Origin of the sequence: Paenibacillus oleatilyticus (assembly GCF_018998565.1) — a bacterium.
In the GTDB taxonomy this organism is placed as follows: domain Bacteria; phylum Bacillota; class Bacilli; order Paenibacillales; family NBRC-103111; genus Paenibacillus_G; species Paenibacillus_G oleatilyticus.
This window is the reverse complement of sequence record NZ_JAHNZO010000018.1, coordinates 1-13,876: the sequence shown is the minus strand read 5'-3', so window position 1 is coordinate 13,876 and position 13,876 is coordinate 1. Positions and strand designations below refer to the sequence as shown.

The window sequence follows — 13,876 nt, the reverse complement described above, 5'->3', positions numbered from 1 at the left end:
GGATAAAAATCGGATAAAGGGGAGAAGCAAATGGCGGAATCGACATTATTCTGGCAGACGATAGCTCCGGGAATATGGCGGCTGAAGGCGGGACGGCCTTCGACGCTGTCTCCGGCTTCGGTCATGAACCGGCCTCCAAAAACGGCAGCTTTGCAATCGATGGGCGAAGCCGAATTTCCGTTCGATGGGGCGGATGTGAAAATCGAGCGGGTCGGCGGCCGTATCGTCGTGGCACTTCCGCTTGGAAGCGAGGAGTCGCTTTACGGACTGGGCCTGCAGCTTCTGAAGCTGAATCACCGCGGGCGGACGCGCTATTTGCGCGTCAACAGCGACCCGAAGCAGGATACGGGGGAGACGCATGCGCCCGTTCCGTTCTATGTATCCAGCGGAGGCTACGGGGTATATGCCGATACCTCTCGTATCGTGACCCTGTGCTGCGGCTCGTCGGTCCGGTCGGACAGCGGCCTGTCCGGGAACGCGAAGGATCGCAACCGCGATTCGTCATGGAAAGCGACGCCGGTGAGCGACCGGGTGGAAATGACGGTGGCGGACGAGGGGCTGGACATTTATGTTTTCGCCGGACCGACGCCGCTTGACGCCGTTCGCCGCTACAACCTGTATTTTGGCGGCGGCGCGCTTCCTCCGCGCTGGGGGCTTGGCTTCTGGCACCGGGTGCCCAAAAGCTACTCGGCCGACGAGGTGCGCGCGGAAGCGGCGGCGTTCCGGGAACGGGGCATTCCGTGCGATGTCATCGGACTGGAGCCGGGCTGGCACACCCGCAGCTACCCAGTAACGTACGAATGGAACCGGGAGCTGTTTCCCGATCCGGAGCAATTTGTAGGGGATCTGGAAAAAGACGGCTTCAAAATCAACCTGTGGGAGCATCCGTACGTTTCGCCGGATGCGGCCATTTACGAGGCGCTTCAGCCGTTGTCCGGCTCCCACACGGTTTGGCACGGTCTGGCGCCGGACTATACGCTGCCCGAGGCGCAAGCGATCTATAGGGAACAGCATGAGCGCGAGCACGTGAAGATCGGCGTGTCCGGCTATAAGCTGGACGAATGCGACGGCAGCGAGCTGACCCGCAATTCGTGGATGTTCCCTGCGCATGCAAGCTTCCCGTCAGGCTGCGACGGCGAGCAACTGCGGCAGCTGTACGGCTTGCTGCTTCAGAAGATGACCGATGATCTGTACCGTTCCCATAACCGCCGGACGTACGGCTTGGTTCGCGCTTCCGCAGGCGCCGCCTCGTCGCTTCCTTATGTGCTTTATTCCGATCTGTACGATCACCGCGACTATGTCCGCGCGTTGTGCAATTCGGGCTTCAGCGGCTTGCTCTGGACGCCCGAGGTGCGAAAAGCGCGGAGCAGCGAGGATTGGGTCCGCCGGATGCAGACCGTGTGCTTCTCGCCGCTTGCCATGCTGAACGCATGGGCCGACGGAACGAAGCCGTGGTCGTTCCCCGAGGTCGAGCCCATCGTTACCCGTTACATTCGCTTGCGCATGCAATTGCTGCCTTATCTGTATTCGACCTTCGCCAACTATTGGGCGGAAGGCGTCCCTCCGGTACGGGCCATGGCTCTGGAAGCCGGCGTTTCGGTGCGCGCGCAGGCCGGCAGCGGCCGCTTCGACTCGGATGAATTCGCCTACGGGGGCGCAGCGGATAAAGAATGGGACGACCAGTTCATGTTCGGCGATTCGCTGCTCGTTGCCCCGCTGTTTGAAGGAGAAACGGAACGGATCGTTTATTTACCGCAAGGTCTATGGTACGACTTCGATACCGGGGAACGCTTCGAAGGCGGCCGTACGATCCGCGTCCAGCCAGGGCTTGAGAAGATTCCGGTGTTCGTGAAGGACGGCGCGGTTATTCCGATGATGGCCGTCATGGACCATGCGCCGCGCGCCGGAGAAAAGATCGACCTGGAGCTGCACCATTATGGCACAAGCCCGGGCAAGTTCAGTCTGTTTGACGACGACGGTGAGACATTTGCCTACGAGAGCGGCGAGTACCGCTGGCGCACGGCCGAAGTCACCGTGGATGCCGAAGGCCGGAAAAGCGGCTCTGTCAGCGGCACGGAAGCCGGCTGGTCCTCCGCGTACGGCGAGTTCACGTGGGTGTTTCATTAATGCAAAAAGGCGCCGAAGGGCGCCTTGAGCTTGCTGAGAAAGAGGACTTTTATAAAAAGAGAGATGCAACGGAGATGGGGTATCCACTGGAGAAGCGATAGCGGCCGCCTTTGTCTTCGGGAAATATCCGCTGCTAAGCAGCTTCCAATTAAAATTTCCCGATGACAAGAGCGGTCGGAAGTGGATACCCCATCCCATCGTAACCTCTATTGTCCCATTTGACCACTTTCTCAACACTCTGAGGCGCCAGTCGGCGCCTTTTTGCATGCGTTTATTTCGTAAGCGGATCGGCCGCAGGTTCCTCATCGAGCTCTATCCAAGCGCTCGTCCATTTTTCCATTTCCCGGAAGACAGGAGCCAGAGCACGGCCTTTGTCCGTGAGAGAATACTCGATGCGAACAGGAATTTCTGGATACACGTCCCGCTTAACAATCCCCTCGTGCTCCAAATCTTTTAATCGCTCCGATAGCAATCTTCCGCTAATCTGAAGGGCCGTCTCGATGGTGCAGAACCGCTGAGGTCCCTTAAGCAGCTGATGGATAATAAGCCCGGCCCATCGCTTGCTGACGATCCGCATGCCTTTCTCGAATCTGGGGCACACTGAAGACTGATTCATATCCCGTCACCTCGCTTTAGTTCTATTATACCGCAATTATCAAAAATAATATAGTTGCAAACAAAAATATAGTTACTTGACATAGATAAATTATTATTATATACTTACTTACATAAAGTAACCTTATTACTTGGGGGTAGCATGATGATTCCAGCTTTATTTTTAGCGCACGGCTCTCCGATGCTCGCGATCGAGCAGACGCCTTATACCGATTTTTTGGCGAAATTGGGCGAGCAGTACGAGCCCCGGGCGATTGTCATCTTTACGGCGCATTGGGAAAGCGAGACGTTGACGATTTCATCGACGGACGATGTCTATGATACGATCTACGATTTCGGCGGATTTCCGGATGAGCTGTATCAGGTCAAGTATCCGGCCAAAGGGTCCAAGGCGATCGCGGAGATGCTCGAACAAAAACTGACGGCAAACGGCATCGAAGTCCGCACCGATTCGGCAAGGGGGCTTGATCACGGCTCTTGGACGCTGCTTCATCGCATGTTTCCGAAAGCGGATATACCGGTCGTGCAAGTATCGGTGAATCCTTATCTTGCCCCTGAGCGGCAATACCGGATCGGCGAGGCGATTCGCGGGCTGGGACGGCAAGGGATCCTGGTGATCGGCAGCGGGGTAACCGTTCACAATCTCCGGATGCTGAATTGGGGCCAGAAGACGCCGGAACCATGGGCGGTCGCCTTCGACGATTGGCTGCTGGAGAAGCTGCAGTCCGGCGATTTGAATGCGTTGTTCCAGTATGCGGAGCAAGCTCCGTATGCCCGTCAGGCTGTGCCGAGAGCGGAGCATTTCGTGCCGCTGTTCATCGCGATGGGAAGCGGGGAAGGGCAAGCTCAGGTGATCCATCGGAGCTACGATTTAGGCACGCTCAGCTATATGTGTTTGCAATTTTAACGAGTACGATTCGAAAATAAGGAGAGAGAACTTTTGAATAAGAAATACGAGGTTGGTCTGCTGTTAATCCGTTTGGTGCTTGGCATTTCGTTTTTGGCTCATGGCGTGGTCAAATTTCAGAGCGGTATCGGCAACATCGCCGGTTGGTTTGAAAGCATAGGTCTTCCGGGCTTTGCCGCCTATGTTGTAGGGATTATCGAGGTGGCCGGAGGAATCGCCCTGATTCTGGGCCTTGGCACACGGATCGTTTCGACTTTGTTCGCATTGCTCATGGCCGGCGCTATCGTGAAGGCGAAATGGGCCGGCGGATTTTTGGGAAGTCCGCAGATGGCCGGATACGAATTGGATTTGGCGTTCTTCGTCATGGCGCTGGCTTTGGCCATAGCCGGCAGCTCGCTGCTGTCGCTCGACAGCCTGCTGTTTGCAGGCAAATCGAAACGCGCCGCCGCGTAAATCACAGATACACAAAGAAGCAGGTCTGCCGATCTGCTTTTTTTGCATGCTCGAAAAGGGGTGCAATCTTTTCGACATCTTTAGTATATTCGAGCTATTTCGACAAAAAGATGTAGACGGTATATAGGCCTCGTAGGTATAATATAGAAAAGAAAAGGATCAAATTGGAAAGAAGGTAAAGACTATGCAGCAAATGATCGGCACCTATGACTGGTTTTTGGTCTTTCTTTCCTATGCGATCTCGGTCCTGGCTTCCTATACCGTACTGGATATGGGCGGAAGAATCAATGCGGCGCGTGGACGTACCAGATTAATATGGCTTAGCGGCGGAGCGCTAGCCATGGGGCTTGGAATTTGGTCGATGCATTTTGTAGGAATGCTTGCTTACCGGATCCCGATGGAGGTCCATTACGACGTCTCCCTTGTGCTGCTTTCCATAGTATTTTCCGTCAGCGCTTCGTATATTGCCTTGGCTTCGGTCGGGGGCAGACATTTCGGATGGCGCAATTGGACTGTCGGCGGTCTGTTTATGGCCTTTGGCATCATAGGCATGCACTATACGGGACTGACGGCGATGAAGATGAACGCGGTCATTCAATACCGCCCGCTCGTCTTGAGCCTATCCGTTGTTGTTGCCGTGATTGCGTCAATGGCCGCAATGCGGCTGACCTTTTATTTTCGCGATGACATTGGCAGATCCCGCATTTACCGTAAAGTCGGCAGCGGCTTGGTGATGGGCGCGGCAATTTCGGGCATGCATTACACGGGAATGGGGGCAGCCCGCTTCATCAGTCTCGATCATATGAATTGGATAAACAACGAGCTGAGCGTGGAAACGTCGTTGATTGCTTACGTGATTGGCTTGATGACACTGTTGCTGCTGGGGATTGCGCTTGTGACGTCGTTCGTGGACAAAAGGCTGGCGTACCATGCGGCCAAGCTTCACGAAAGCGAGCAGCATTTTCAATCGCTGTTTGATTACAATACGGACGCGGTGTTTTCCATTGACCTGGAAGGGCGATTCATCGCCGCGAATCCGGCGGTCGAGGCGATAACGGGTTATTCGGCGGAGGAGACCGTAGGACGAAGCTTAAGCCGTATTTCGGAGCTTTGGAGTACCGATGAGCTGAACTGGAGGTTTGCGGAATCCGTCAAGGGCATCCCCCAAAAGTTCGAAATGACCATTAGGCATAAGCAGGGGAAAGCTATAGATCTGAGCGTCACCTGCGTTCCCATTGTCGTGAACCGGGAGGTCACCGGTCTGTTCGGGATATGTCAAGACATCACGGAAAAGAAGCAAGCGGAGCGCCGGATTAACGACCTAGCTTACCGGGACGATTTAACAGGGATGCCGAACCGCCGTTATTTGCTGGAAACGTTGAACGGACTGACGGAGGCGGAAGAAGAAATCGAAAGGGCGCTTCTGGTTATCGATATCGACCGCTTCAAGCTGATCAACGATTCGATCGGGCAAAAGCAAGGGGACAGGCTGCTGCGGCAGCTGTCGGACCGTCTGCACCACGCCGCCGGCGAAGGCAAGGTCATCGCGCGAATCGGAAGCGACGAGTTTGCCGTGCTGCTGCACGGGATTGCGGGAGGAGAAAGCGAAGCGGCCGCGGAAGCGCTGCAGCTTCACGAGCGGCTCCAGCGTCCCTTTACGCTGGGAGCGCACAAAGTGCATCTCAGCCTCACGATCGGCTATGCGGTACAGCCTGTCGCCGCTAACGGAGAAATGCTGCTGAAGCATGCCGATTCGGCGTTGTTTTATTCCAAAAAGCAAGGGCGCAACCGGATACAGGCCTATTCGTCGGAAATGGACGAAGCGTCCGAGCAGAAGCTGGCGCTTGAGAACGGCTTGAGGCTTGCGCTGGAGCGGGATGAGTTCGAGGTGCATTATCAGCCGCAGGTGAATATGCAGGGGCAGGTGATCGGAGCCGAGGCGCTCGTGCGCTGGCGGCATCCTGAGCAAGGCCTCGTATCGCCGGGACTATTCATCCCGGTCGCCGAGGAAAGCGGGCTGATTCATCTGATCGGCGAACGCGTGCTGCGCATGGCCTGCCGGCAAAACAAATCGTGGCAGGAAGCCGGATTCCCGCCGATGCCCGTTTCCGTCAACCTGTCGAACAAGCAGTTCGAGCAGCCGCATTTGATCGAAACGATCCGGGAAGCGCTGCACGAATCGGGTCTGGAGCCGAAATATCTCGATTTGGAAATTACGGAAAGCATGATGGCCGCAGATGCGAACAATGCGGAAACGACGCTGCGCCGGTTGAAGCAAATCGGTGTGCAAGTCAGCATGGACGATTTTGGCACGGGCTACAGCTCGCTCAGCTACTTGAACCGATTCCCGATTGACAAGCTGAAAATCGATCAATCGTTCGTACGCGACATTGCCCACGGGTCCAGCGGGGCGTCGATTGTCGCTACGATTGTAGCCATGTCGCACCATCTCGGCCTGCAGGTCATCGCGGAAGGCGTGGAGACACAGGAGCAGATCGACTTTCTGCGCGACAAAAAATGCGATCTGGTACAGGGCTACTATTACAGCCCGCCGCTGCCGCCGGATGATTTTGAACGATATTTGCAAAACATGGCCCGTTCGGCTGAGCCGGCGTGAGCCAAAGTATAAGGCCTCTCAAACGTAACTCTTCAATGGCGGGGATGTTGCGAAGAGGTCTTCTTGGCGTTATACTTGTATTTTTTCAATAGGATGCTTATAATACAATTTACAATCGTTTTTTGTCACAGACATGGCAAACTTGACGAAAGTCAAGGACGCAAAGCTATAGGGACTAAGGTGTAACACGATGTCAGCCAGCTGCCGAAGGACAAGAGGAAATAGTCGAACACGGCCTCCCTTTTGGCATTTGGGGCGGTCTTATTTTTTTGTGTATAAAAACAACGGGTTGGGGGCTAGTTCGGCGTGAAAAAAATCTTGATCGTGGACGATTCGCTATTTATGCGGATGATACTGAGAAACGTAATTCAGGAATTGGGTTACGAAACGGTAGCCGAGGCGAGCAATGGACTGGAAGCGCTGACATTATACTCTGAACTGAAGCCGGATCTTGTTACGCTTGACATTACGATGCCCGAGATGGATGGGATCACCGCACTGGAAGAGATCAAGAATATGGACCCCGACGCCAAAGTAATCATGGTGTCGGCTATGGGCCAGCAGGCGCTGTTGATTCGGGCGGTTTCGATGGGAGCAAGCGACTTTATCGTCAAGCCGTTCAGCAAGGACCGGGTCCGGGAGGCTTTGAAAAAGGCGTTTGCGAGCTAGGATTGACGATACATAGGTGCAGCTGCGGAAGGAGCCGGCAGGAACGGTGCCTTTCTTTTTTGAGTTTCGCGTCTTCTCTTTGGTACAATAGAATTCGTAAAAGCTACTATTCGAATGAAAATAAGGAGCTGGTCGTATGGAGATTTGGTATCATGGTCATTCCTGTGTTCAATTGACTCGCGGAGGACATTCCTTAATCATCGATCCGTTTATTTCCGGGAACCGTCTGGCGACAACCAAGCCCGAGGATGTGAAGGCGGAATATGTCCTTCTTACACACGGCCATCCCGACCATATTCTCGATACCGTGCCCATCGCCAAAAGCAATAATGCAACGGTCATTGCAACGTTCGAGCTGGCGACTTACATGAGCTGGCAAGGTCTGAACACCTTCGCGATGAATATCGGCGGCAGAGCGTCGATCGGATTCGCGGAGATCGAGATGATTCAAGCGTTCCACAGCTCGGGAATCGTGCTGGAGGAAGAGAAAAAGATCATCTATGGCGGCATGCCCGGCGGATATGTGATCAAGTGGGACGGGCTGACGATTCTTCACAGCGGAGACACGGCCTTATTCTCCGATATGAAGCTGATCGGTCAGCGCCACAAGATCGATCTGGCATTTCTGCCGATCGGCGACGTATTTACGATGGGACCGGACGATGCGGCTCAAGCCGCCGAGTGGCTGGGCGCGAAAGCGGTCGTGCCGCTTCATTTCAATACGTTCCCGCCGATCGTTCAGGATGCGGACCGTTTCGCCGCCGGACTTCGGGATAAAGGCATCCAGAGCCAGGTGCTGCAGCCGGGAGAAAAACTTACGTTATAGCTTGGGGGAAAAGACATCATGGATTTGAGCATTGTGCCTGTACATACAGAAGAACAGCTTCGCGACTGCTTTGCCGTACGTATTCGCGTGTTCGTGGAAGAGCAAGGGGTTTCTCCGGAAGAAGAGATGGATGATTATGATGCTTCGCCAAGCGCGGCAAAGCATTTTCTGATCATGAACGGAAATGAACCCGCCGCGGCTGCCCGCTGGATCATGTACGACGGGAAGACGGCCAAGCTCCAGCGGATTGCCGTGATGAAGCCGTACCGCGGATACGGACTCGGGCGTCAGATCATTCAGGCGATGGAAGAGGATATCCGGACGCAGGGCGTTCCGGCGATCATCCTGGACGGCCAAACCCATGCAGAGGCGTTTTACGAGAAGTTAGGCTACAAAACGGTTTCTACCGAGCCGTTCCTCGACGCCGGGATCTGGCACGTGCGTATGCGCAAGGAGCTGTAAAGAAACCAAAATTGCATGACACGCTGATGTTTGGCGTGTTTTTTTGCGTGTACAAGGTGACAATAATGTCACTCATGTAAGCCGTATTTCCGTTATAATTTTTAGTAAATATTACAGCATGGGTGTGAACGACAATGTTTCAAGCTTATTTGTTTCCAATCGGCTTCGCGCTGCAGACGTTTCCGCTGCTGGCGTTCGTCTTTACGCTGCCGTTTTTGATCGTGCAGTACCGGAAATACGGCTACGTCAATAAAATACGCGTCATTGTCCTGTATTCTTTTTTACTGTATTTATTGTGCGCCCTGTACCTGGTCATCCTGCCGCTGCCGGATACCCGGCATACTTGCTCCGGGACGCCGGGCTCGTTCAATCAATGGGTGCCGTTCCAGTTTGTTCGCGATTTTCTGCGGGAAACCGGCCTGCAGTGGAACAATCCGGCAACCTATCTTAAGGTGTTCGGGGAACGGGGGGTTCTGCAAGTAGCGTTCAATGTACTGCTGCTTGTCCCTTTGGGCGTGTTTTTGCGCTATTATTTCCGTCGCCGCATTGTGCGAACGGCGGTGACGACGTTTCTGGTGTCGCTGTTTTTTGAAGTGACGCAGGGAACGGGACTGTATGGGATTTACGATTGCCCTTACCGTCTGTTTGATGTGGACGATCTGATGCTTAATACGGCAGGCGGCCTGGTCGGTTATGCGATAGCTCCATGGTTGACGGCCTTTATGCCCAAAAGCGATACGCTGGACGAAGGCGTCGATCTGTCCGTTACGCGTGTCAGCTACACCCGTCGTTTTGTCGCGTGGCTGATCGATTGGGCGGTATTGTCGCCGTTCGTTCTATTTTTCCTGGGGCGGCATATGCTGCTTCCGCTCGCTGGAGCGGTCCTCTTCTATTTTGTCGTCGTCCCATACTTGACCGAAGGCAGAACGCTGGGCAAGCGGGTCGTGCGCATTCGCTTGGACGGAAGGGACGGCGGGTTGACGCTGCACGCGCTTTTGGTCCGCTATATTTCGCTGTATTTTGGGATTGGCGGTCCTAATGTACTGTTTATCAGCGGCGAAATGAACCATCTCCCTTCGATGGTGATGATCCCGTTACTGCTTGTAGCAGGACTCCTGAACCTTGTCTTTGGCATTCATGCGCTGCTCTGTTTCGTTCGGCGGGACCGGATGCTGTTCTACGAGCGATGGAGCGAGACGAAGCATTCGATCACGTAGAAACCCGGTTATGAAGATGGCCTTGTGTCGCCGTTGTTGAATACGGCACCGCGGCCGTCTTTTTCGTTTGGACATATCGAACGCATGGCTGCCGATAGGTTTGGGAAATTGGTTAAAATTGTTTTTTCTTTTGGAAATGGATGGCGAACAAGTGTTTCCTGTGATAAAATGTTTGTACGATAAAGGAGGGGCGGAGAGGTTGAAGAATGCCATACGAAAAATACCGGTTCGTGAATACGCCCTCTTGCTGAGCCGCTACTTGAAGTCCCAGCGCAAAAGCATGATTTTGCTGGCCGTTCTGCTCGTAAGCGGCATTGCCATGCAGTTGGTGAATCCGCAAATTATCCGTTATTTCATCGATACGGCGAAGTCCCAGTCAAGCACCAGGCCCTTGCTTATCGCAGGCGGTCTGTTCATTGTCGTCACCCTGATTCAGCAGGTTGTTGCCGTGGCCGCAACGTATGTAGGCGCGAATGTCGGATGGCAGGCAACGAATCAGCTGCGCGGCGATGTGGCCGATCATTGCTTGAAGCTTGATATGACGTTTCATAAGTCGCAAACGTCCGGCGTGATCATTGAGCGGGTGGATGGGGATATCAACAATTTGTCCAACTTTTTCTCCAGCTTCGTCATTACGCTGCTGAGCAATCTCGTGCTGGTGGCGGGGATGTTGGTGCTGCTCTTCCGGGAAGGATGGCTGATCGGCGTCGGCATGCTCTTTTTTGTCGTGTTCGCGATAGTCGCTATCCAATATATCCGGAAGTTTGCGGTGCCTCATTGGGGGAAATTGAGACAGGTGAGCGCGAAGTTTTACGGCTTCTTGGGCGAGCATCTGGAAGGGACGGAGGATACGCGGGCCAACGGCGCGACCGGATATGTGATGCGCCGGTATCACGAGCTGCTGCGCGAATGGCTGCCGGTCCGCGTGCGTGCGTTTCTCGGTTGGGCGTCGATGTGGATCACGACCTTGATCGTGTTTGCGATCGGCAATGCGGTTGCGTTTGTGTTGAGCTTTTATTTATGGAAAAAAGGGTCGATTACACTCGGTACCGTGTACATGATCTTTTACTACACTGAGCTGATGGCCAAACCGATCGAGCAAATCCGCACGCAGATGGAGGATTTGCAAAAGGCGGACGCCAGCATTGTCCGGGTGAAGGAGCTGTTGGAGACACAGTCGGTGATTCAAGACGGACCGGGTACGCCGGTGCCGCAGGGAGCGCTGTCGGTGGCGTTCGAGGGCGTCCGCTTCGGCTACGAGGCGGATAGCCCGACACTGCAGGACGTGAGCTTTCGCTTGGAGCCGGGGCAGGTGCTGGGCTTGCTTGGCCGGACGGGCAGCGGTAAAACGACGCTGGCGCGCCTGCTGCTGCGTTTTTACGATCCGGGAGAAGGGCGGATTGTACTTGGGGAGACGGATATTCGGGAGGCAAAGCTGCAGCAGCTGCGCAGCCGGGTCGGGATGGTGACCCAGTCGATCGAGCTGTTCCAAGGAACGGTTCGCGACAACCTGACGTTCTTTGACGAGACGATCTCCGACGAGCGGGTGGAGCAAGTGCTTCGGGAGCTGGGAATGGAGTCGTGGCTCCGTTCGCTGTCCGGCGGCTTGGATACGATGCTGGAGTCCGGGGGCGGAGGCTTGTCCGCAGGCGAGGCGCAGCTGCTGTCATTTGCCCGGGTGTTCTTGTCCGATCCGGGACTCGTCATTCTTGATGAGGCTTCTTCCCGGCTGGACCCGGCGACCGAGCAGCGCATCGAGCGGGCAATGAACCGGCTGCTGCAAGGCCGGACCTGCATTATTATCGCCCACCGGCTGGCGACGATCCAGCGTGCGGACCGCATTCTTATTCTCGACAACGGCCGGATCGCCGAGGAAGGAGACCGGGCAAAGCTCGGGGCCGACCCGGATTCCCGCTACAGCGGGATGCTGAAGGTCGGAATGGAGGAAATGCTGGTATGACGACCTTTTCGTTTTTATGGCGACTGACGCGTTACCGGTTGGGGCTTTATAGTTTGAATGCGCTCGCTTGGTCTTTGATTTATTTGGCCCCGATCGTTCCCGGACTTGTGACGAAAGCGTTTTTCGACGAGCTGTCGGGCCATGCCGCCTATAGCTTCGGCATTTGGACGTTGGTCCTCTTTCTGCTGCTGGCGGCATTGGCTCGGGTCGTACTGATCGTGTTCGGCTTTATCACGGACGTTCAGTTCCGATTCCGCGTCGCGGCGCTGCTGCGCCGGAATCTGCTGCGTCATGTGCTCAAGGAACCGGGAGCGCGGGCGATTCCGATCTCGCCGGGCGAGGCGATCAGCTCGTTCCGGGACGATGTCGAGCAGGTGGAGGAAACGGTCAGCTGGTCGGTGGACTCGTTCGGGATGACGCTGTTCGCTGCGGTATCGTGCTACATTCTTATTCGTATTAACTTGGAGATGACGCTGTGGGTGTTTTTGCCATTAGTCGTTGTTGTGACGATCGCTCAATTGTCGACGACAATGCTGCAAAAATACCGGGCGGCGAGCCGGGAAGCGACAAGCCAGGTCACCGGAGCGATCAGCGAAATGTTCTCTACGGTGCAGTCGATTCAGGTAGCGGGTGCGGAAGACCGGGTCATCGAACGTTTCATGAGGTTGAACGACCAGCGCCGGGAAGCGATGCTGAAGGACCGGCTGCTAAGCACGACGCTGGAGTCGATTTTCTCCAATGCGGTCAATTTCGGAACCGGATTGATTTTGCTGTTGGCCGCGCAATCGATGCGGGACGGCAGTTTTACGGTCGGCGATTTCGCGCTGTTCGTTTATTACCTGACGTTCGTGACGCAGTTCATCCAAAACTTCGGGAAGTTCATGACTTACTTTAAGCAAAGCACGGTTTCGAAGGACCGTCTGGTGACGCTGCTGCAAGGGGCGGACGAGGAAAGGCTGACGGAGTACCATCCGCTGCATTTGCGGGGGAGCCTCCCGGAAATGGACGAAGGGGCTGCGGTTGCCGGCGGCCGGACCTTGGAGACGCTGGAGGTACGCGGCTTGACATACCGCTATCCCGAAACAGGACGGGGGATTGAAGGGATCGACCTGACGCTGCCGCGCGGTTCGTTTACCGTCATTACCGGGCGGGTCGGCTCCGGCAAGACGACGCTGGCGCGCACGCTGCTTGGGCTGCTGCCCATGCAGGCGGGAGCTATTCGCTGGAACGGGGAGCCTGTGGCGAAGCCGGACGACTTTTTCATTCCGCCGCGCAGCGCCTACACGCCGCAAATCCCGCGGCTGTACAGCGATACGCTGGAGAACAATATTTTGCTCGGCATGCATGCCGAGCCGGAGCAACTCCAGCGGGCGATCCGCTCCGCCGTGCTGGAGCAGGATCTCGGGTACTTGCCGCATGGCCTCGACACGGTCATCGGGCCGCGCGGCGTGAAGCTGTCGGGCGGGCAAGCCCAACGTACCGCAGCCGCCCGGATGTTCGTACGCGACGCCGAACTGCTCGTCTTTGACGATCTGTCAAGCGCGCTTGACGTCGATACCGAAGGGAAGCTGTGGGAGCGGCTCGAAGAACTGCGGCAAGGCGCGACCTGCCTGGTCATCTCCCACCGCAAAGCGGCACTGGCCCGGGCGGATCGCATCGTCGTCCTGAAGGACGGACGCGTCGATGCCCAAGGCACGCTGGAGGAGCTGCTGGAATCGAATGCGGAGCTGCAGCGGCTGTGGCACCGCGGCGAGGCGTAGGAGGGGCTCGCTGGGGTTAGGTGCTTGTTGGGGGCTGCTGCGCTTTGTCCATTTCCCGGGCAAGCGCAGGAGTCGACATGCTTCAACAGTGTGGAAGGTTATGAGAACAGAACGTCAGGACCACCACGGTGTCTGGGCGGTTAGATTGCGGCGAAACCGATGTGTTTTTGAGAGCATCGGCTTCGCTTTTTTTTCTACAGCGGAATAACGATACAACGAAGGTGTTTAACCCTTGCTCGTCGAAGTAATGGAGTACCATTTCT

The 13,876-nt window shown here is 55.6% G+C and carries 12 protein-coding genes and 1 riboswitch; of the genes, 10 read left to right on the top strand and 2 right to left on the bottom strand.

The genetic code is table 11. From position 1 onward, the window contains the following. Positions 1–30 precede the first annotated feature (30 nt). Positions 31–2,127: a glycoside hydrolase family 31 protein gene (locus KQX66_RS21805; protein ID WP_216794920.1), complete on the top strand. Its 2,097-nt coding sequence runs from the start codon at positions 31–33 to the stop codon at positions 2,125–2,127. A 271-nt stretch (positions 2,128–2,398) separates the two neighbouring features. Here KQX66_RS21805 and KQX66_RS21800 read toward each other — a convergent pair whose 3' ends face one another. After that, complete coding sequence (locus tag KQX66_RS21800) at positions 2,399–2,743, bottom strand: winged helix-turn-helix transcriptional regulator (protein ID WP_216794919.1); 345 nt, start codon at positions 2,741–2,743, stop codon at positions 2,399–2,401. A 144-nt stretch (positions 2,744–2,887) separates the two neighbouring features. On the opposite strand from KQX66_RS21800, the gene KQX66_RS21795 reads away from it, so the two are divergent. The 9 genes from KQX66_RS21795 to KQX66_RS21755 all read left to right on the top strand — a co-directional run bounded on the left by KQX66_RS21795 (position 2,888) and on the right by KQX66_RS21755 (position 13,613). Further along, complete coding sequence (locus tag KQX66_RS21795; RefSeq protein WP_216794918.1) at positions 2,888–3,649, top strand: DODA-type extradiol aromatic ring-opening family dioxygenase; 762 nt, start codon at positions 2,888–2,890, stop codon at positions 3,647–3,649. A 33-nt stretch (positions 3,650–3,682) separates the two neighbouring features. Next, on the top strand, positions 3,683–4,102 hold the full coding sequence (locus tag KQX66_RS21790; RefSeq protein WP_216794917.1) for a DoxX family protein: 420 nt from the start codon (positions 3,683–3,685) through the stop codon (positions 4,100–4,102). A gap of 184 nt (positions 4,103–4,286) precedes the next feature. Continuing rightward, the gene (locus KQX66_RS21785) at positions 4,287–6,719 is read left to right on the top strand and encodes an EAL domain-containing protein (RefSeq protein ID WP_216794916.1); all 2,433 of its coding nucleotides are present in this window, start codon (positions 4,287–4,289) and stop codon (positions 6,717–6,719) included. Between the two features lie 125 nt (positions 6,720–6,844). After that, positions 6,845–6,928, top strand: a riboswitch (cyclic di-GMP riboswitch). Positions 6,929–7,025: 97 nt separating this feature from the next. Beyond that, positions 7,026–7,388: a response regulator gene (locus KQX66_RS21780; RefSeq protein WP_010494316.1), complete on the top strand. Its 363-nt coding sequence runs from the start codon at positions 7,026–7,028 to the stop codon at positions 7,386–7,388. 136 nt (positions 7,389–7,524) lie between these two features. Then, positions 7,525–8,214: a metal-dependent hydrolase gene (locus KQX66_RS21775; protein WP_216794915.1), complete on the top strand. Its 690-nt coding sequence runs from the start codon at positions 7,525–7,527 to the stop codon at positions 8,212–8,214. Positions 8,215–8,232: 18 nt separating this feature from the next. Continuing rightward, positions 8,233–8,676, top strand: coding sequence for a GNAT family N-acetyltransferase (locus KQX66_RS21770; protein ID WP_216794914.1), 444 nt, complete (start codon positions 8,233–8,235; stop codon positions 8,674–8,676). A 134-nt stretch (positions 8,677–8,810) separates the two neighbouring features. Beyond that, a complete protein-coding gene (locus KQX66_RS21765; protein WP_216794913.1) occupies positions 8,811–9,893 on the top strand; it encodes a VanZ family protein in 1,083 nt (360 codons plus the stop codon). A gap of 199 nt (positions 9,894–10,092) precedes the next feature. After that, positions 10,093–11,853, top strand: coding sequence for an ABC transporter ATP-binding protein (locus KQX66_RS21760; protein ID WP_216794912.1), 1,761 nt, complete (start codon positions 10,093–10,095; stop codon positions 11,851–11,853). After that, positions 11,850–13,613 (top strand): ABC transporter ATP-binding protein, encoded by a 1,764-nt coding sequence (locus KQX66_RS21755; protein WP_216794911.1) that lies wholly within the window; start codon positions 11,850–11,852, stop codon positions 13,611–13,613. The genes KQX66_RS21760 and KQX66_RS21755 overlap by 4 nt, the downstream gene beginning before the upstream one ends. 82 nt (positions 13,614–13,695) lie before the next feature. On the opposite strand, the gene KQX66_RS21750 is transcribed toward KQX66_RS21755, so the two are convergent. Beyond that, the coding region (locus tag KQX66_RS21750) for a hypothetical protein (protein WP_216794910.1) at positions 13,696–13,876 on the bottom strand (181 nt) is incomplete at its 5' end.